This is a genomic window from Dyadobacter sp. BHUBP1, assembly GCF_050587785.1.
GTDB lineage: Bacteria > Bacteroidota > Bacteroidia > Cytophagales > Spirosomataceae > Dyadobacter.
In genome coordinates, this window is the sequence record NZ_JBOBIH010000005.1 from 244,014 (window position 1) to 264,338 (window position 20,325).

The following is a 20,325-nucleotide window of genomic DNA, read 5'->3' on the forward strand; positions in this document are numbered from 1 at the left end:
TGGAGGAAAGGAAGGAAGGAGAAATGGGAAAAGCGGCGAAGGAGTAATGTCATGCTGAGCGGAGTCGAAGCAATTGCGATGAAGTTGGCAAGCACCTCTCGCTAGGGACTGTCTTCGACTCCGCTCAGACTGACAACTTTCTATTTATCCCAGATCACAACCCCAGCAAAAACCCGATCGTAAAATTAGCATCCCAGTCAAAAACGAATTGCTGGCAGCCGGTGGCGTCGGTTACGGCTTTATAAATGTTAACTCCCGCTTTGGATTTGGCGTTGGTCAGTTTGGTGTAAGCCAGTGGAGCGCTCAATGTAGTGTAGCGTTCCTTGCCTTTACGAACTTCTTTGGCCATTTCGAAAGGAACCCCGCCTATAATGAAACAGGTATTCCGCAGATTAGCAGGCACTTGTTTCGCTTTGGCGCTCACTTCCTGGTATACTTTTGAGTCGTCGGTTCCGTCCTGGAAATATTTTGCTCCGTAAGATTCCAATGCAGAGATTTTACCACCGCTGATCCAGGAAATCTTAGTGTTACCCGAGCCAATATCCACAACAAATGCCTTGTCTGCATATTCGGCGGGCAACACGGATTTGAGCGCCAGCTGACCTTCCTGTTCCGGAGTAACCTGGTTTACAACGTAGCCAAGCGACTTCAAAACCCGGGTAATTTTGGTAGTTACCTCCGCTTTCGCCGCACCCGAACTCACCACGAAATGAATGTCTTTGCTGCCTACTCCGTAGTCCAGCATGGTTCCGATATACTTTTTCAGGCCAATGCGTACATCCTCGTCGGTTGCCATATTCTCGGTTACGAGGCTGTTACCAAATTCCGATTTTTCGAGTTTCCAGCGTTTTTCCTTATCAACCGTAATGATAAATGAGTTAAAGCCGCTCGCACCAAGCTCGACGACGCCCCGGAGTTTTCCGTCTACAGGCACCGGGGGCGTGTAAGTGAATGTTGTGCTCTCGCCCGAGGCGGTGGCTTCGCTGTTCGATGAAGTGCCGGGATCCGACGCAGTGCTTTCGGCTTCGCCGGTGGTAGCTTCTGTCTGAGGGCTTTGCGCCTGATCTTCTGCCATTTGGTTCAGGGCTTTCTGCCCGCCCAGGTACTTATACCCGACGAAAATGGCCCCCAAAATGAGCGCGGTGATGATCAACCGGCCGGCAACTGTTAGTCTTTTCATGTAGTTATGATGTGTAAAATGAGAAATATGAAGCGAATAAATGAAGAATTATCAATCCAGTAAGCCTTTGTAGCTCGAATCTTTCGGCGTATCTATCGAGCGGGTAGCAGGTGCCGGCGAATCTAACTGGATCAGCTTGAACTGGCCCGAATTGTAAGCTTCCAGCATGGCCTGGCCTTTGTCCGAGAGCAAGCCATTCTGCACATCCACGCCATTGATAAAATCCAGTGACAAATCCATCGCACGTTTCATCTCACCCAGTTTCTGGCTCATATCGTCTTGGATGTATTCCATCGATTCATCGAAGTAGAACTTTTTATCAGGATTACCCTTGAAAATGCTGATAGCTGTACGCAATGCATTGGAGCTTTCCTTTACAATTCTATACTCGGCCTCTTTGAGTTTAACTTTGATCTCCGTCTCTTTAATAATGTAATCTGCACTCTTGTTTACCTTTTCCATAAATTCGAGCACAGTCTTCATGTTTCGCTGCAAGGGAAGAAGTTTCTCATTCATTTCCTGTAAGCCGGCGCCTTCAATGGTCGCGAGAGAGGCGGTTTCCTTCATGCCCGGGCGGTCTAGCATGGTGCTCGCCTTGTTGGCTTCGGCGAATTTCTGTTTGATGCGCTCGTTATTTTCATTGATATTCTTGTTCAGCTTCACCAACTGGCCGGCCAGCGTGTTGATCTGCCCCTGCATCTTCTCGCGCTTTTCTTTCAGGTCGTCGACGTAAATCTTCATGATCGCAATCGGGTCCAGCTTGATAATGAGACCGGTAATGCTCCGCATCAGCGATTTGAACAGGAAGAACGCGGCCGTTCGCACGTCTTTGCTCGTCAGCAGGAAGATCACGAGCGCCAGAATGGCCATCAGGAAACCGAGATACAGGGTGTTTTGGGTTACTTCGATTAGGAAAGCCGCGATTTTGTTCCAGAAATAGAGTACCACGGCGCCTACACCTCCCAGGAAAAGGAGGGAAGTAATACCTTCCGGTCGGCTCCAATAGGACTTCTTGGAGTGATCCTCCTGAGAGCCGCCGATCTGGGTGAAATCTGGTGTTGCCATTGTGATTTAGTTGTCAGGTTTTATTGAAGATATTGGTTGATTTTCACCAGGTCCGACTGGATCTGGTCTACAAAACTTACATAAGTGACTTCGAAGCTGTCCTTATTGGAATTGATTTTAGCCGTCTGCTCCGCAACTTCGCCCGAAATCTGGCCCAAACGGTTTTTATTTTCATCTATTTTCTTCTGTAAATCAATGATTTGTTGCGCATAAGCCGCATTCGTTTGTTCCAGTTTCTGCTGCTCGTCCTGCAATGCGCCCACACGTTCCTTGATGGCCTTCTCGACGTCTTTCAGGAACGACTCGCGGTCTTTGACAAGGATGGTGAGATATTGATCGGCAGAAGTTTTGAGAACAGTCGTATCCTTGGCGCCACCCATGGCCTTGAAGCTTGCCCAGGCCGCCTGAAATTGCTTTTCTTCGCCCAGACCGAGCCCTTCCATACTTTGAAGCGCCTGTTTGTATTCGAAATAGTCGGGGCCGGGCAGGTTGGCTTTTTCGAGGAGATTGACGAAATGCTCTGTAAACTTCTTGTCAATCTGGCCGGTTCCTGCCGCGTTGGTAACCGTTGCAGGCGCAGGCTTGGAAGATTCGGGGATGGGAGCCGCTGCTGGCCTGGGAACTTGCGTTCCTGACGCGGTTTCGTCGGCGTCCTTGATGAAAAAGCTGAGTATCTTTTTACCAATACCCGGTTCAGAGTCTGCCATAAGTGATAAAGCGTTAAGGTTCATTGTTTTTGTCGGATCAATATTACTAAAATTCGCAGGATTTCATAGGGGGCGATATTTACCAGTGGTATCCTGCGTTGATGAAGCCTCGGAAATTTTGGATGGGAATTTCCGGTAATCCTTGAAACCCGCTCGTTTTTTGATGATGTTTGCCAAAAAACTAAGTCCTTATGCTCAAATTAGGTTTTAATAGTGCAATCCTGGCCGATTTCGGCTTTGAACACGTCGTTCAATTTGCTGGAAATAATGGCTTTTCGTGTGTAGAAGTGATGTGCTGGCCGGCTGACAATGCCGACAGCCGCCGGTACGCGGGCGTGACCCACATCGATGTCAACGACCTCACCGACCGGAAGGTGTCGTCCATCAAACATAACCTGAAAGAAGCGGGGATCTTCATTTCGGCGCTGGGTTATTATCCCAACCCGCTCGATCCCGATCCGAACCGCTCTGAATACTATATAGAACATATCAAGCAGGTAATTCGCGGAGCAGCTAAACTCGATATTCCGGTCGTTACCACCTTCATCGGCCGTGATCCTTCCAAAAGCATTAAAGATAACCTGGCCCGTTTCGCCGATGTATGGCCTGCGATTGTGAAGGTTGCAGAGGAAAACAATGTGAAAATAGGCATCGAGAACTGTCCCATGTTCTTCACCGACGATGAATGGCCGGGAGGGAAGAATCTTGCAATCAGCCCGGCCGTGTGGGATCGGATGTTCGAAATTATCCCCGATCCATTGTTCGGCCTGAACTATGATCCTTCGCATATGATCTGGCAGATGATGGATGAATTATTGCCGATTTATAATTATAAATCACGCTTACATCACGTTCATTTGAAGGACGCGAAAGTTTATAAAAATAAATTGAATAATGTCGGCATACTGGCTAATCCGTTGGAGTATCATTCACCGAAACTTCCGGGGCTCGGTGATGTTAACTGGCGCGGTTTCTTTGCCGCATTGACAGATGTGCGCTATCGTGGCCCCGTTGTGATAGAAGTAGAAGATAAGGCCTATGAAGGCAATATCACGGATGTGAAGAGCGCCATTCTCACCAGCCGCAACTATGTAAGCCAGTTTTTGGGATGATAGGATTGATTTGGTTCTCTAATTGGAACACCCGGTAGAAAAAGCCCGCATGCCTGAGGAGAGTCACTGCCAATGCTTTGTCGTTACATGCTTGACGGCATTTAAAAGTTAAGTAATTGCCGATGCTCCTATCCATGTTACGTGCCTGACGGCACTGGGTCGTAGAAGAGCTTAATCGCGTAGCGATGTCATATTGGTAGTATCGATGACGATTAAACGGTGTAGAAAATGCCGTTAGGTATGTAACGACAAAGTTGGCGCAAATGCCGCACGGTTAAAGATCTGTGCGGCATTTATACTTTAAATATGGTTTATATTTATAAATTTAATATTATTTACAAATATAAACATTCGTTAAGGCTTTTCCAGAAACTGTATCAGCGGCATAATAAACCTGTTGAAATCCTCGATATGCGGTAAGTGTCCAATATTATCGAGTTCTACCAGCTCACTATTAGGAATCTTTGCCTTAGTTCGTGTACCGAGTTCGGGATAATTTCCGAGCGTTTTTCGCACATCCTCGGGCGCCAGGTTCTTACCTACGGCGCTTCGATCGCGCTGGCCGATGATGAGCAGCGTAGGGGCCTTGATCTGCCCGAATTCGTAGCAGACAGGCTGGGTGTAGATCATATCGTACGTCAATGCGCTGTTCCAGGCTACTCTGGGATAATCTTTTCCGAGCGTCCAGCCGGCCAGCAGGTTCACCCATTTGGTATAAGCATCCTTCCATTTGCCGTCATAATAGCTGTTGAGCTGGTAGTTCTTAATGGAATTGAAATCGCTTTTTAGCTCACTCATATACCATTTATCGACGGGCTGAAATGGCACCTTCACCTTGTAATCTTCAAGGCCTATCGGATTTTCCAGGATCAGTTTTTCCACCTTTTCCGGGTACATCAGTGTGAAACGGGTTGCCAGCATTCCACCCATCGAATGCCCTAAAAGAGCTATTTTGCCAATGCCTAGCTTGTCGAGGACCTTTTTAGTATTAGCCGCGAGGTCATGAAATGAATACTGGTAATGCAGCGGCTTTGTCGACTTCCCAAAGCCGATCTGATCGGGGATAATCACCCGAAATCCCTTTGCGGTAAGCGCTTTGGCCGTTTCTTCCCAGTAGGCGCTGTTGAAATTCTTTCCATGCAGGAGCATGACCGTCCGCCCGTTCGCCCGCGCGGGACGTACATCCATGTAAGCCATGCGAAGCTTTTCACCCTGCGATTCAAATTCCAGGTAATCGACCTGAAAAGGGTAGGTATACGCTTCCAGGTTCATATCCAGCGGCCGAAGCGAGTCGTTTTGCGCTTGTACGGCCGTAAACGAGAGGAATAGCAGACCAATGCCCAGGCTGAGTTTTTTCATAGGTTTTGCGCCTTAAAAACGAAAAGAGGATAACGTGAACGCTATCCTCTTTCGCAATGAAAAATATGTGCCAGAATGTCTTAGTCGATCAGACGGGCTTTGGTCGACAAATAGGCCGTCAGCGTGGCTAGCACGCCTACGATCGCGAAAGACCAGCGCAGGTTGGCAAACTGGGCCACGATACCGATCAACGGCGGGCCGATCAGGAAGCCGATGAAGCTGATGGACGAAACCGCCGCAAGCGCCATTCCCGCCGACATGGTTTTCGAGCGTCCGGTAGCGCTGTAAACCAACGGAACAACCGATGATACACCGAAACCAACCAGGAGGAAACCCAATGTAGCGGTTACGAGGTGTGGGAATGCTACGGCAATGGCAAGACCAGTACCCATTAACGTACCGCTCAATTGCAGCATTTTACGACGTCCGAGGCGGTTGGCCAGCCAGTCACCTGCGAAGCGGCCGCCTGTCATAGTTCCCATAAACGCTACATAACCAAGAGTAGTCATCGAAGCAGGCACGTGAACCGCTTCCTGGAAGTAAACGCCGCTCCAATCGAACATGGCGCCTTCGCAGACCATCGCACAGAAGCCGATCAGACCGAGGATCAAAAGGTCGCGGTCGGGCTTTACAAACATGGGCTGCTCTTCGCCTGCTTCTTTTTCAGTGTCGGGCATTGTGTGCTTATAGGCCGTGAAAATGACGGCAAACGCGATCAAAGCGATGACAATGAAGTGGATATGAGGAGGGATGTGTACCGAAATGAAGAGTGATCCGATCATCGCGCTCACGAAGCCGGCAAGGCTCCATAAGCCGTGAAAAGACGCCATAATGGATTTGCCGTAAACCTGTTCCACAGCCACTGCCTGGGTATTTACGGCAATGTTCGTCAGGTTACCCCACAATCCGAATGCAAACAATGCGATGACGAGCTGCTCGGTGCGGGTTACAAAACCAATGAATGTCAGTGTGATCGCGTACAGGATGGCGCCGATCAGCACCATTTTTTTGCTTCCGTAGTGGGTTACCATCCAGCCAGAGATCGGAAGGCTTGCCATTAAGCCCAATGGAAGGGCTAGCAGCACGGTTCCGAGACCACCTTCTGTGAGGTGGAGCATGTTTTTAATGTCCGGGATCCGGCTTGCCCAGGCGGCGAAGCTGAGTCCTTGGACGAAGAAAAAGGCCGCGACAGCCCATCTTAAATATCTTCGGGAATCGGAAGGAGCGAAAATTGAATAATTCATGAGTGTGATGTTAATATCTTTATATAATTTTTTTAATTTTTTCGATTCAGGGTTGGCGCCTCAAAAATTGTATTATGTACAGTTGTGGCCTTTCAGTAATGCAAATTTAACGCATCTGGCGGTCATTTGATTCATGGAAATTGGATTTTTTAAATTAAATTAAAAAGTATGTGTTGTACAAAATCAAGAATTGTTGCATTTTAATGATTTAACGGTACGAGAAGAGAGCGTTGTAATCAAAATAGTAGGCAAAACGGTGACTGTTTTTTAACTTCACCCAATCACCTAACCAACATTTTACTGCCTGATGCGCATCATTTTTACTTCACTCCTTAGTTTAGCTGCATTACAAACCTGGTCGCAAATGGCCTCCCCCGAGCGGCTCGATAAAATCAGGGCGACACTTCCCGTCATTGAGAAGCTCTATCATGATTATGCGGAGAAAAATCATTTCCCCGGGCTGGCATTCGGGTTGGTAGTGGACGGCAAACTAGTGTTGTCAGGGGCAAGTGGCTTTTCCGAGATTGCAACCTCGACGAAAGCGAGCCCGAAGTCGCTTTTTCGCATCGCTTCTATGTCCAAGAGTGTGACGGCAATGGGCATTCTGGCGCTCCGCAAGGAAGGGAAATTGAAACTCGATGACCCGGCATACCTTTATATTCCGGAATTGAAAAACATGCCGCCACTCACCAAAGATGCCCCGGCGATTACCATCCGGCATTTGCTCACGCACATGGCCGGCTTTCCGGAGGACAATCCCTGGGGCGACCGTCAGCTCGATACGAAGGATGAAGAACTGATCGCATTGATCTCCAAAGGCATTTCCTTCTCCAATGTGCCTGGTGTGACTTATGAATACAGTAATCTGGGTTTTGCGATGCTGGGAAAGATCATCAGCAACGTGGCCGGCAAACCTTATCAGCAGTATATTAATGAAGTGATTTTCAAACCGCTGGGTATGGACAATACCATTTGGGAATATACCAAGGCGCCGAAAAATCTGCTGGCACACGGCTACCGTTATGAGGACGATGTGTGGAAGGAAGAAGAACTCGAACACGATGGTACCTACGGCGCAATGGGCGGTCTGATTACCTCTATTGATGATTTCAGTAAATATGTAGCATTCCATTTATCGGCCTGGCCGCCATCCTCTGGTGCCGAAACCGGGCCGGTAATGCGCAGCGATGTACGGGAAATGCAAATGCCCTGGAACTTCAATAGCCTGAATGCCTCGTACAAGTACCCGAGCGGGCGCGCTTGCGCGATGGTTTCGGCTTATGGGTATGGCTTACGGTGGAGTAAGGACTGCGAGGGTAGAACGGGAATCGGTCACACCGGTGGTCTGCCGGGTTTCGGGAGCCAGTGGCAAATTTTGCCGGAATATGGCATTGGCATCATCGCGCATGCGAACCGTACGTATGCGGGCATGGCTACGATCAATACCGCTGTGCTCGACACGGTCATTGCATTAGCGGGATTGAAACCGCTGCCCGTCGCCGTTTCGAATATTTTGAAACAACGCAAAGACCAGCTCGTAAAATTGCTTCCAACCTGGCAGAATGCGGAGCAAAGCGGCATTTTCGCGGAAAATTTCTTTCCCGACCGCTCCGTATCCCATCGTCGGAAGGAGCTGGACATATTGCTTGCCAAAGTAGGTACCATTGTCAGTGCTTCGGAAATGGTGGCTGAAAATCAGCTGAGAGGGACATTTACATTGAAATGCACATCAGGCAATATCCGCGTGTATTTTACGCTCTCGCCCGAAAACCCCGCGTTGATCCAACAACTCGATTTTTCACCGGCGAAATAGCGATTTTAATAAAAAATGAAGAAGGCATAGGGGGATAAAGGGGGCCGGTTGTCTCGAAAGAAACAACTTAGCGATTATGAAAAGGACTCTTTTATCACTCATCTTCATTGTTGGCTTCGGTGCCACTGCCAGCACCTTCGCGCAGGAGAACCAAACGCTTTTTCAAAGCCGGGGGATCTATCGTTCCGGCGGTTACGCGGCGATTTCCAATAAATTCACCAAAATCAATGGCGATTACGCGAATATGGCTGAGCTGTACGGCGGCTGGTTCATCAACCAACGTTTTTTGCTCGGCGTAGGAGCGGCTGCTACCACCAACTACATTCCGGTGCCGGCTTTGGAACAAAATTTCCCGGCTCGGAAGATGACTTATCAATATGGCCAGTTCGGGTTGGTGACTGAGTACGTGTTCGCGTCGACGCGCAGGGTGCATGTCACGGCCAATTTGCTGACAGGTGCCGGTTTCACGCTGCAATACGACCGCCGCGATTTCGATGATTGGGACTGGGACGATTGGGACGACCGCCGCGACAATGACGATGCGAAATGCTTCTTTGTGATGGAGCCGGGCGTGCAGGTAGAGTTTAATCTGTTGAAATGGATGCGTTTCAGCCCGGGCGTATCGTACCGTAAAGCATTTAACGCAGAAGGCAATGGTCTTACGGACAGTGATTTGAGTAATGTTTCTTACAACCTGACACTGAAATTCGGCCGGTTTTAAGCTCGCTGGGGATCAAATGCCATTCGCTGACTGGTGTGGCATTTAATCCCCTTTTTTCCTGAACGGTCGCCACCTTTCCGCGCATTCCAGTAAGTTAATGGCTTGATAATCTTTGTTCAAGGACAATAGGAACAGAAATAATGGAGTTATTAGGAGATTGCACACGATTAGAAACCAAAACAAGAGGGATGATGCGTGTATTGGGATTTGTAATGATCGGGTGGTTAATGCTCGCTGTTTCTGCCGCCAGGGCACAGAATGTCTACGATGTGATCGTAGCGGGCCGCACGATCGGGTCATTGAAGGTATTCGATGAAAAAGGTTCGGACAATACGGAAACGCACCGGATCGAGTCGGATTTTAAGGTGATGTTCTATAAAGGGTCATACTCGACCCAGACTAATTATGTGCAGGGAAAACTCGTCTCGGCTACCTGTGCGCACCACGTCAACGGTGATCTCAAAGAGAAAACGCTCACCAAAACCAGTTCCAAATCGTTTTACGAAGTGCTGTTCTCGGGAGAGGACGTGAGCGACAAGCCTAATGTGACGGTGAATAAACCGATCAGCAGCACGATTACCAGCCTCTATTATAAGGAGCCCATCAATATTACAGAGGTTTATTCCGAACGTTACGGCAAGATGTGTAACATCCGCAAGCTTTCTGAGGGCAAGTATGGTGTAACGCTGCCGGACGGCAAGGAAGGGGTGTATTCCTACAAAAACGGCCTTTGCCGTGAGGTAAAGACCGATCTTGCAGGTTTTAAACTAAGAATTGTATTGAATGAGGGCAAAACCGCCCTTCGCTAACGGACCTAAATGGCCGCTTGCTTGACATTTTTCAGGTCCGAATTGTCGCGGATTTCTTCATTGGCCACCTTGACTAGTACGTCACCCTCTTTGACATCGCCGAAAATTTCGGTTTTTTCGGTACTGCTGCTACCTGTTTTCACCGGCACCCACACCGCCCGGTTATCCACGACCTTAATCACATAAGTGCCTTGCGTAGAATTCAGCACGGCCGTTCTGGGAACGGCAAAAGTGCTTGCATCACCCGATAATGGAATGGAAACTTCGGCAATCATACCGGGTAAAAGTTTTCTATCACTGTTAATTACATCCATTTCCGTGCGCTGCGAGCGTAAACGTGCATCCAGCGCACCAGCGAGGCGGGTGACTTTGGCAGGGAATTGCTGGTTGGGAAGCGACTTCACTTTGAAAGTAACCTGGCTTTGGTTTTTGAGATAGCTGGTATATTGCTCCGGCACGCTCACCACCAGACGCAGCTTACGCTGCTCTACCAAGGTAAAAAGCGGGAATTCCGAACCTTTGCCTGACGGTCCCACGTACGCACCCGTACTCACATTACGCGCGGAGATAATGCCGCTGAACGGAGCCCGTATTTCAAGGTAATTGCGGGTATCGGTGATCTCGCGGCTCGCAGAGCGTGCTGCGTCGAGCTGGGCGAGGTCGGAACGTTGTTTCGCGAGCGCCACATCCAGGTCGTTCTGGGAAACGGTACCGGGCGTTTTGCTGGTTTCGAGCAGACGTTCGTAATTGGCTTTGCTGGCCTGGTAAATGGCTTCGAACGATTTCAGGCGCGATTCGCTCGTGATGAGCTGTGACGTAAGCTCAGGCGCTTCCATAGTCGCCAAAAGCTGGCCTTCGCGCACTTCGCTACCCACATCTACGTGGAGCTTTTTGACAAAACTGCTCACTTTGGCATAAATATCCACTTGCTGAAAGGCGATCAGCTCGCCGGGGATCTGGATATTCGACACCAATTGCTCTTTTTTAAGCGGGAATGCGTCCACCATAGCGGTGCTCGCACTTGCTTCTACCGCTGCTTTTTTGCCCTCTTCTTCTTCGGCCCGTGACGAACCGCAGCTTTGCAGGACCGTCGCTGCGCCTGCAACGAGTACGGTCATGGCGATTTGATGAATATGTCTCATAGTCGGATAGGTTCGATGTTGTGATTAACGGGTCATTGGAACATAATACTTGCTTTCTTCATCCTCCGGATCGAGGGAAACGCTTTGGGTCGACGCCTTGCCCTGTCCCCACGCGAATACGAGCGGGAGAATGAACAATGCGGCAAATGTGGATGCGATAAGCCCGCCGATTACTGCCCGGCCCAACGGCGACGACTGGTCACCTGCTTCGCCAAGCCCGCTTGCCATCGGGATCATCCCTACCACCATCGCCACGGCCGTCATTACGATAGGGCGGAGGCGGAGGCCGGCCGATTCTTTGGCGGCTTCAATGGCATTGCCGCTGTGCTTGCGCAGCTGTTCGGCGTTGGTAATCAAAAGCACGGCATTCGAAATTGATACCCCCACGGACATGATAATGCCCATATAGCTTTGAAGGTTCAATGTAGAGCCGGTTACCATCAATAATGCCAGCGAGCCGAGAATTACCGCTGGTACCGTCGCCAGTACGATCGCCGAAACCTTGAACGACTGGAAGTTAGCCGCCAACATCAGAAATATCACCACAATGGCTACCACAAGGCCGTTTTGAAGGCTGTCCAGCGTATCGGTCAATGTCTGACTCAAACCAACCAGCTCTACGGTGAGTCCGCGTGGCAGTTCGCCAAGAGATGCCAGGGCTTTTCTCACGTCTGCTTGCGCGACGCCCAGGTCTGTGTTGTTCAAATTCGCGGTTACTGACAATACCGGCATGGCGCCGAGGTTGTCATTCTCGCCATAGGTGGTATCAGGCGTAATGGTGGCAATATCGCCGAGTACAGGGCGGTTGGCGTTTCGGAGCAGCGGGATTTCCCTCATTTCCTGTACGCTGTTCATTTTACTTTCCGGGACTTGTACCTGCACCGAGTAGCTGAATCCACCTTTTTCATCCACCCAGATATTTTTGTCGGTATAGCGGGAAGAAGATGTTGACGCGATCAGTGACCTCGAAACATCATTCATATCCACACCCAGTTGCGCGGCCCGCATCCGGTCGACTTCAATTTTAATGGCCGGGTATTTATTGGATTGTCCCAATTGAATATCCCGCAAATAGCTGATTTCCTTCAATTTCGCGATTACCTTTTGTGCATATTCTTCGTTCAGCTTTTTGCTTCGCCCCGACATTCGCACCTCGATCGGCGTAGGGGAACCCTGGCTGAGGATCTTGTCCGTCAATTCAATGGGTTCAAAAGACATAGTCAAGTCCGGGATCGCCTGTTTTACCTCGCGCCGGATCTTTTCTTTCAATTCATCCAGGTTCGTGTGGAACTCTTCATGCAAGCCCACCTGCAAAACCGCTTCCTGCGGACCAGCCATAAAAAGGTAAATAGGGTTTACCGAAAACAATGCAGGGTGCTGGCCTACATATGCCGATGTAACCGATACATTCTGAGGCCCCACGATTTTCTTGATAATATCGATCGTTTTCAGCGTTTTCTCCTCCGTACGCTCGATACGCGTACCCTCGGGCGCACGCAGGCGCACCTGGAACTGGCTGCCATTCACTTTCGGCAAAACATCCTTTCCAATATGGCTTAGCAAAAATGCGGCCAATGCCGTAGTGATGATCAGGTAGGCGACCACTATCGGCTTCCGGAGAGGCATTACCCGGTTGATGAACCGCATAAACCGTGCCCGAATGCGTTCGAATGCGCTGATTTTTCCATTCTGGTCGAAATCCGCGCGGTGGATCAATGCTTCTTTCTGCGCGTCGGGATCTTTGCTGAGACCCGATGCGGCGAACTCTTCGGCGTCGGTCATTTCGGAACCGTCGGCCTTTTTGTGGTGCTTCACTTTCATGATCCAGTTGGCCATAACCGGCACAAATGTCTGCGCGAGGAAGTATGAAACGATCATACTGAAACCGATCGCCAATGCCAGCGGCAGGAAGAGCGATCCCGGAATGCCCCCCATCGTGAATGCAGGTGCAAATACGGCCAGGATACAGAAGAGGATCAGCAATTTGGGGAACGCGATTTCCTTACAGGCATCCCAAATGGCGAGTGCTTTGGGTTTACCCATGTCAAAATGCTGGTGAATGTTCTCGATCGTCACCGTACTTTCGTCTACCAGGATACCGATCGCGAGCGCCAACCCGCTCAATGTCATGATATTGATCGTCTGCCCGAACAGGTTAAGGAACAAAACGCCGGCGATAATGGACGTCGGGATGGTTAGGATCACGATCAATGCACCCCGTGGGTCGCCGAGGAAGAGCAATACCATAAGGCCCGTCAGGATGGCACCTATCGCGCCTTCGGTAAGCAAGCTCTTCACCGAGTTCATTACATAAGTCGACTGATCGAATTCATAACTTATCTTCACATCTTCAGGCAATGTACTCTGGATGCGCGGAATAGCCTTTTTGAGGTTTTGAACCACCTCCCAGGTGGAGGCATCGGCGCTTTTGGCAATACTCAGATATACCGAGCGCTTGCCGTTCACGAGTCCGTAGCCCGAGGTAATATCGGCCCCGTCTTCCACCGTCGCCACATCCCGCAGGTAGAGGTTCTGCACACCGCCTTTGAAAAGCGGAATGTCTTCAAATTCCTTCACCGTATGAATGGTCGTGTTGGTAGGGGTAATGTAGTTCTTATCACCAATGCGCACGTTGCCGGAAGGCGCGGTCTGATTGTTCACGCGCAAGGCTTCCACCAGTTGGTCGGGCGTGAGGTTATGCGCACGCAGCAGCTCGGGATCGGCCTTGATCACGACCGTACGGATGTTACCCCCAAACGGAGGAGCCGAAACCAAACCGGGAATGGAGGTAAATGTCGAGCGCACATACACGTTCGCGAGGTCGAGCAGTTCGTTGTTGCTGCGTTTTTCGGAGCTCAGCACGAGCTGGCCCACCGGTAATGTCGACGCATCGAAGCGTATAATGAACGGCGGGTTGGAACCCGGCGGGAAAATGGCCTGCGCGCGGTTGGTGAATGCACTCAGCTCCGCGGAAGCCTGTGCCATATTGGTACCAGGGTAGAAATTCACCTTCATCAGGGTAAGGCCTTGGATGTTCTTCGTTTCAATGCTTTTGATACCGTTTACATAGAGGAGAATGTTGATATATTGCTTGGCGAAGAAAGTTTCCATCTGATCGGGCGTGTAGCCCCCGAACGGGTGGGCAATGTACATCACCGGCAAATCGAGTTTCGGGAAAATATCGACCTTGATCTTCCGTACGGCATCGATCCCGAAAAAGAATAAACCGGCTACTATCACCATGATGGTGATAGGTTTACGTAATGCAAAACGTATTAAATCCATGTTACTGAAATGTAAGATGTTACGGTACTGTATCGTTGCGCGATTTTTGTCATTTGTTGTCAGGTGTGGTCATTTGTAGTCCGGTGTTGTCAATGGCAGGACGTAATAATGAGAGAAAAGAAAAATCGTTCATACACATGCCATTACCAATGCCAACTCCTGACCATTCATGACAATACCTGACCACAGCTGACTACCCTTGACAATACCTGACTATAAATAACCACCCCTGACCATTTCCAACCCCATAAAGGTTACTGATTCAGAAAGATGCCGATATCGCCACTTGCCGCCGCTTTGAGCAGTACCGCCTGCCAGATGTTCGTCGTGGCGATGTCGCGGCTGGTTTCGGCGCGGTTGAGTACGTAGAGCGCCTGCGTCATGTCCACGATATTGCTCAGGCCGTTTTTGTACAAAACACTCTTTTGCAAATAGGCGTCGGAAGCCGATTGTACCTGCACGGGAGCCTCACGGTAATTGGCGATCGCATTACTGATCTTCGTTTCCGAAAGAATGAGCTGGTTTTTCAGCTGCTGATCGGCCAGGTCGTATTCTTCTTTCAATGCATTGGAAACAAACTTCTGCGACATTACCTGCTGGCGGGTGCGCAAAACGCTGGTCATGTTCCAGGTAGCGCCGATACCGAGCAGGTAGTTGGCCCTGGCGGGCTTGATACCTTCAAAGTAATTATGGGTATAGGCCGTCTGGTCCTGGGCGTAGGTCGAGGAGAAACCCGCGCCGCGTCCTTGAAACACCCCAAACAGCGAGAATGTCGGCATTCCGAGTGTCTGGAAGTATTTGGCCTGCTGCTCACTGACGGCAATGCGGTTGGCATAGAACTTCAGCAATGGGTGGTTTTCGGTCTTACTGGCTGAATCGGCGATCGTGCGTGGAATGCGGGCCAGCAACAGGGTGTCGAGCTGGAAACGCTGCTCGGTAACACCCATCAGTTTGGCCAGGTTGTTGGCCTGTTCCTGCTCAAAATCCTTTGCCTGGGTGATGCTGATCTTCGCATTGGATACTTCTGCATTGGCAAGCGACGAATCGACGCCGGGGATGAGCCCGTTTTTAGCGCGGGTAACCACGACAGTTTTCAATGCATTGGCGCGTTCCAGGTTGTTTTCCCACGACCGGATGAGGCGCTGGGCGGCGAGCAGGTTCAGATAAGCGGCTGCTACGCGCACGCTGTGCTGGAATTGCTCCTGTTCGAGGTCGGCCTGGTCGCGGTTCACGACCTGCTGCGCCACGTTAATACGTTCGCGGGCGCGGCCGAATGCGAAGAAATCCCAGTTCACATTCGTCAGGTACAGCGCCCCGAATGCCGAATTCCAGTTCTGGTGGGGCAGCGGCAAGCCGGAAGAGGCCACCGAAAGCCCGAGGCCGTATAGCGGGCCATTCTGGCCGTTGATCGTACCATAGTCCTGCTGGGCCGACAGGTTGAGGTTGGGGAGATATTCTTTCTTGCTTTGAAGAACCGTCGCTTTGGAGGCGCTGAGGTAGTTGTTCTTGGCTTTAATGCTTCCGTAGTTGGAGACTGCCGTTTCTACTGCCTGTTGTAATGTAAGCGTTTGGGCACTCAATTTTTCACCGGCCCCGACCAGCGAGAGGGTCAGAAACAGGGAGGGAAAATACTTCTTCGATGTCATTTGCATTCAGAATTATTTGGCAACTGAACCGGGGCGAGTGTGTGAGATCAAAAGATTGGCAGCCACTGCGGTGGTCCGCCATTGCGGTGGTCCGCCACTGCGGTGGTCCGCCAGGCCCGTCGGATTGCTTCGCAAAGGTAACCTGACGTCCTGTGGCAATGTTTATTACTTTCAAACAATATCTTATAAAATTCAAACATCCCTAGCGTTCGTGAACACGGTAGGACTTGGGGGTAGTGCCTATTTGTTTCTTGAAAAGATTATTGAAGTAGGCAGGATACTCGAAACCGAGGCAGAATGCGATCTCAGCCACGCTCCAGTTGGAATGCCGGAGCATTACCTTGGACTGCGCCAGCACACGGTCGATAATGTGCTCGGTGGTAGTTTTTCCGGTAATTTCTTTCAGGGCCCGGTTCAAATGGTTCACATGCACGCCGAGCCTGGTGGCGTAGTCTTTAGCGGTTTTCAGTTTGAGCTTATGCTCAGGGGATTCGATCGGGAACTGCCGTTCAAGGAGTTCGTGGAATTGCGACGACAGCTTGGCCGAGCCATTCACATGTACATCATTTACTTCGGAAGGCTGCATTTTCATGGCCTCGTGCGCGAGCACATTCACGTAGTTGCGCATGAGGTCGTACTTGTGCACGTAGTTCGATTCGATATCCGCCTGCATTTTTCCGAAGATGCTGAGCAGGTATTCCTGCTGTTCTTCGTTGATAAAATACACCGGAATACAGTCGGTGCGCTTTATAGGACAATTGGGAATCGCCGCCGAGTGGTTGATCGTACTCAAAAACTGATCGGTAAACAAGCAGAAGTATCCCGACTGCTCTTCCGACAATGCCTGCCAGGAATAAGGTACATTGCGGTTGAAGAAGACCAGCGCATTGCGGTTGATCTCGATTTCCTGATTGCCGTAGGTAATTTTTCCTTTTCCGAGGATAAGCGAGATTTTGTAAAAGTCCCTTCGGGCGTAGGAAGTGTATTTGTTGCAGAATACGCGGGAGAATACATTGAAGTGGCCTTCATCCCCGGTCGTTTTGTCCGGACCTTTTAGCCCTTTCGCAGCGGGATGCGTCTGGTAAAAATGCGCTACGGTCTCATTCGGTATCATGAGCTGAAATTATGAAATTCAAATATTGGCTACAAAGCCAGGCGGTTAAAAATTAATTAAATAGGGGGTACGCTTGGTATCGTCATAAATTTTCACGGTTAAACCACTTTCACCGGGAAAAGCCGGTGCGTGGGGCACCGGCTGGCAATGGGTAGCATTTGTTATAATCACAATGTACCACAGATCCATTCTTCTTCCGGAACGGGCTTGATTGCATGCACACCATTGCCTGTCTTGTAGTTGCGGGTCGAGATGAGCGGGTTGAGCGTGTTTCGCTGGGTACGCTGGCGCGTGAAGATGACAAACCGCACTTCCCGGGGCGCGTACCTGGGCGTAGGGTCGTTTTCGGGTTGGCCGACGTGCAATGTAGCAAAGCGCGCGGCAAGCGCCGGAGCGGAGGATTCGACAACCAGCCTGGCCTCACGCGCCGCCGCCGCTTTGTTGGGATGCTTGTAATTGTGGGTAGAAATGCCGGGGTCGGAGATGCGAACGGGCTGCGACGATACCGCATTGCCCAGGCTCGCAACACTTGCGAGCAATGCTGCCAAAATGAGTGGTTTAGGATTCATTAGAAGGTTAATTAAGAAACAGGTTATCAGGACTTGTTTCAAAATTACCTGCAAGCTTTTTTACAATACCTATGCATTTCAAACATTGAATTATAAAATTCAACCATGTAGAAAATTATTTTCCAGCGTGTTAGCATTCTGATCGGAAAGAATTTAGTTTTTTGAAGGCGCAAAAATCGCTCGTTTAAAACAGACAAAAAAAGCCTAAAAAATTCCTAATTGCCTTAATTTGACCTTTTTAATAATTAGTTGGATCGATTTTGGAATAAAAAAACGCCGGCCTCACGGAAGCCGGCGTTTTTGTGTAATTATACAATGGTTAATCTTGTGTCGGATAAACCTTATCCGGCGTATTATAATATTCAGCCATTTGCGCCGTATCCTTGCTTACACTGATACTGGGGGTTTTGTAATTTCTAGGCGAGGTGAGCGGGTTGATTTCCACTCCTTCCGGCTTGTATTCGCGGGTTACTACGAGTGCGGCGGGGCGAGGCGCATACTTGGGCGTCGTGCTGGCATACTTCGTCTGGTACTTGCCGAAGCGCTCGACAGTCCTCATGTTCGCGACACGTATCGTTTTCTGATCCTTGCCGGCAGCCTTGGCTTGTGCTGCTTTGTTCGGATGCTTGTAGTTATAAACGGAGATTCCCGGATCTACAATCGACTGCGCATGGGCTGCGACGGTGAACAATCCGACAAATAATATGGCGATTAAAAATGTGGCTTTTTTCATATTGGTAATCGTTTATTCTAATTAATCGCCCCTTCCGGACCGCCCTGGCGGGGAGGGGTTGAATTGAAATTACCAACAGAAAGAGGCATTGCCAAATGCTCTAATAACTCAAAAAATTGAGGTTTTTGCAGAAATGGGATGCTAATACACGCTAATGTTAAGCGGAAATGAAGAAAGAGCGAGAATCAGGTTTCGCGGAAAACCGGTTTGAGCTAAAAAATTGAGGTAGGGGCAGAAATTAGTTTAAAATGAGGTCCTGTGAAAATCCCGGAAAAATTTTAGATTTTAATCAGTTTCTAATTCCTTTCTAATAACTCCGGGATTTTGGGCTATTTGAGCAATGCACGGGTGGTTGTGTGAATACCCTTACAAATGCGCTCCATGGGCAGGTCGTTGCTGTCTTCGCCAAACGGGTCCTCGATTTCCTCGGCGATTACTTCCAGGCTGGCGAGAATGTAGAACACGAACATTACAAACGGAATGACCAGGAAATGCAGGCTGAACACGTACCCGATCGGTAGTGTGAGGCAGTAAATGAAAATGAATTTCTTGATAAACGAGCTGTAAGACAGCGGGATAGGCGTGTTCTTGATCCGCTCGCAGGCGCCGCAGATATTCGTAAAGCCTTCGAGCTCGTGGTTCAATATGATGGTATGCTCGGGTAGCAATGCACCTTTTCGTTGCAGTTCGATCACTTTGGCAAACAATGCAGCAGCGATCTGGTTAGGAACATGATCCGTTGTAATCAATGCCGATTTCTTATAAAGCGCCGAGTCGTCGAACTCCTCGGAAATGTAGGTGTTCCGCAGGTGGTTTTTCAATGCGAATGCGTAGTTCGGGATCATTTTTGTAAAAAACTCACGTTCTGCGGCATGCTCCGGGCCGATCAGCGCCGCCAGTTTCAATGCGAGGTTACGGCTGCCGTTCACAAGCGATCCCCATTGCTTGCGCCCTTCCCACCAGCGATCATAGGCGGTGTTGGTACGGAACACGAGCAGCATCGAAATCACAAAACCGAGGAGCGAGTGCATCAGCGAGATGTTTTTCAGGTCGTTGTTCTCGGTAATTTTGAAGTGTATTATAATAATGTATGCGACCACGCTGGAATAGGCCGCCATGGTCAGGATCATGGGTGCGAGTTTGCGCACGGTGTCGGCCTTCTGGAAATAGAAAATGTAACGGAACCACTCTTTGGGATTGTAATCGATCATATGAGCTTGACGTGGTCGATGAGCTTGAAAAATTCTTTAAAGCATTTGGCGGTAAGGCGGGCGTCTTCCAAGGCATTGTGCGTCTCCTCTTCCCGTTCGAACCCAAAGTAGCTTGCCACCGATCCGAGGCTCAGCGAACGCGGCACTTGTTTGCCGTTTTTTTCGAGGATCTGGAAAAATAAATAGGAAACAGTGTGAAGATCGAGCTGCTTGTTGGAGAAGCCCCATTTCATTTTTTCGTTGCGGTAGGCGAAGCGCAGGAAGTTGATATCGTTGATCACGCTCTGGCCGCAAATAACCACATTGGCCAGGCTGGGTTTGCCGACGTTCAGTTTTTTGATCCATTTCTCAAATTCGGGGAGCACGTCGTAGATCATCGGCGCATCTTCGAGGTCGTCGAGCGACAGGCCGTGTACTTCCTCCGATTTTACCGAAAATGCCTCCTCATTCTCGGGATACACATTTTGCAGGTAGGTCCCGAGCGACCGCCAGTTGTCGTCAAAAAACTCCGCACCGATCTGTATAATCTCGTTCCAACCCGGCTCGGGCCCGGTCATTTCAATATCTAAAACAAGGAAGGACATAGGCTGGTCAGCGGGGCTGTGTGAAAAATGG

17 protein-coding genes are annotated in these 20,325 nt (G+C 49.8%); 4 read left to right on the plus strand and 13 right to left on the minus strand.

Annotated elements, in window-relative coordinates:
* Positions 1–154: 154 nt before the first annotated feature.
* The 3 genes from ACQ4MZ_RS21070 to ACQ4MZ_RS21080 are packed head-to-tail and all read right to left on the minus strand — an operon-like array spanning position 155 to position 2,952.
* Positions 155–1,180, minus strand: coding sequence for a hypothetical protein (locus ACQ4MZ_RS21070; protein WP_430848174.1), 1,026 nt, complete (start codon positions 1,178–1,180; stop codon positions 155–157).
* 51 nt (positions 1,181–1,231) lie between these two features.
* Positions 1,232–2,245 carry a hypothetical protein gene (locus ACQ4MZ_RS21075; protein WP_430848176.1) on the minus strand — a complete coding sequence of 338 codons (1,014 nt, stop codon included), beginning with the start codon at positions 2,243–2,245 and terminating at the stop codon, positions 1,232–1,234.
* A 20-nt stretch (positions 2,246–2,265) separates the two neighbouring features.
* Positions 2,266–2,952, minus strand: a complete 687-nt coding sequence (locus tag ACQ4MZ_RS21080; protein ID WP_430848178.1) for a hypothetical protein — start codon at positions 2,950–2,952, stop codon at positions 2,266–2,268.
* 191 nt (positions 2,953–3,143) lie between these two features.
* On the opposite strand from ACQ4MZ_RS21080, the gene ACQ4MZ_RS21085 reads away from it, so the two are divergent.
* Positions 3,144–4,064 (plus strand): sugar phosphate isomerase/epimerase family protein, encoded by a 921-nt coding sequence (locus tag ACQ4MZ_RS21085; protein WP_430848180.1) that lies wholly within the window; start codon positions 3,144–3,146, stop codon positions 4,062–4,064.
* A 354-nt stretch (positions 4,065–4,418) separates the two neighbouring features.
* Here the strand turns inward: ACQ4MZ_RS21085 and ACQ4MZ_RS21090 are convergent, their stop codons facing one another.
* On the minus strand, positions 4,419–5,423 hold the full coding sequence (locus ACQ4MZ_RS21090; RefSeq protein WP_430848182.1) for an alpha/beta fold hydrolase: 1,005 nt from the start codon (positions 5,421–5,423) through the stop codon (positions 4,419–4,421).
* An 80-nt stretch (positions 5,424–5,503) separates the two neighbouring features.
* Entirely contained in the window at positions 5,504–6,667 is a 1,164-nt protein-coding gene (locus ACQ4MZ_RS21095; RefSeq protein WP_430848184.1) for an MFS transporter, read from the minus strand.
* Between the two features lie 307 nt (positions 6,668–6,974).
* On the opposite strand from ACQ4MZ_RS21095, the gene ACQ4MZ_RS21100 reads away from it, so the two are divergent.
* From ACQ4MZ_RS21100 to ACQ4MZ_RS21110, 3 genes are all read left to right on the plus strand, one after another.
* On the plus strand, positions 6,975–8,480 hold the full coding sequence (locus ACQ4MZ_RS21100; protein ID WP_430848186.1) for a serine hydrolase domain-containing protein: 1,506 nt from the start codon (positions 6,975–6,977) through the stop codon (positions 8,478–8,480).
* A gap of 76 nt (positions 8,481–8,556) precedes the next feature.
* On the plus strand, positions 8,557–9,201 hold the full coding sequence (locus ACQ4MZ_RS21105; RefSeq protein ID WP_430848188.1) for a hypothetical protein: 645 nt from the start codon (positions 8,557–8,559) through the stop codon (positions 9,199–9,201).
* Positions 9,202–9,389: 188 nt separating this feature from the next.
* Positions 9,390–10,010 (plus strand): DUF6134 family protein, encoded by a 621-nt coding sequence (locus ACQ4MZ_RS21110; protein ID WP_430848190.1) that lies wholly within the window; start codon positions 9,390–9,392, stop codon positions 10,008–10,010.
* Positions 10,011–10,015: 5 nt separating this feature from the next.
* On the opposite strand, the gene ACQ4MZ_RS21115 is transcribed toward ACQ4MZ_RS21110, so the two are convergent.
* The 8 genes from ACQ4MZ_RS21115 to ACQ4MZ_RS21150 all read right to left on the minus strand — a co-directional run bounded on the left by ACQ4MZ_RS21115 (position 10,016) and on the right by ACQ4MZ_RS21150 (position 20,294).
* Entirely contained in the window at positions 10,016–11,152 is a 1,137-nt protein-coding gene (locus ACQ4MZ_RS21115) for an efflux RND transporter periplasmic adaptor subunit (protein ID WP_430848192.1), read from the minus strand.
* A 24-nt stretch (positions 11,153–11,176) separates the two neighbouring features.
* Complete coding sequence (locus ACQ4MZ_RS21120) at positions 11,177–14,437, minus strand: efflux RND transporter permease subunit (RefSeq protein ID WP_430848194.1); 3,261 nt, start codon at positions 14,435–14,437, stop codon at positions 11,177–11,179.
* A gap of 254 nt (positions 14,438–14,691) precedes the next feature.
* Positions 14,692–16,083 (minus strand): TolC family protein, encoded by a 1,392-nt coding sequence (locus tag ACQ4MZ_RS21125; RefSeq protein ID WP_430848196.1) that lies wholly within the window; start codon positions 16,081–16,083, stop codon positions 14,692–14,694.
* 202 nt (positions 16,084–16,285) lie between these two features.
* Entirely contained in the window at positions 16,286–17,197 is a 912-nt protein-coding gene (locus ACQ4MZ_RS21130; protein ID WP_430848198.1) for a helix-turn-helix domain-containing protein, read from the minus strand.
* A 167-nt stretch (positions 17,198–17,364) separates the two neighbouring features.
* Positions 17,365–17,766 (minus strand): hypothetical protein, encoded by a 402-nt coding sequence (locus ACQ4MZ_RS21135; RefSeq protein ID WP_430848200.1) that lies wholly within the window; start codon positions 17,764–17,766, stop codon positions 17,365–17,367.
* Between the two features lie 319 nt (positions 17,767–18,085).
* Positions 18,086–18,499, minus strand: a complete 414-nt coding sequence (locus ACQ4MZ_RS21140; protein ID WP_430848202.1) for a hypothetical protein — start codon at positions 18,497–18,499, stop codon at positions 18,086–18,088.
* 329 nt (positions 18,500–18,828) lie between these two features.
* Positions 18,829–19,710, minus strand: coding sequence for a bestrophin family protein (locus tag ACQ4MZ_RS21145; RefSeq protein ID WP_430848204.1), 882 nt, complete (start codon positions 19,708–19,710; stop codon positions 18,829–18,831).
* The gene (locus ACQ4MZ_RS21150; RefSeq protein ID WP_223408939.1) at positions 19,707–20,294 is read right to left on the minus strand and encodes a 3'-5' exonuclease; all 588 of its coding nucleotides are present in this window, start codon (positions 20,292–20,294) and stop codon (positions 19,707–19,709) included. Before ACQ4MZ_RS21150 ends, ACQ4MZ_RS21145 begins: the two co-directional genes overlap by 4 nt.
* Between the last annotated feature and the right edge of the window lie 31 nt (positions 20,295–20,325).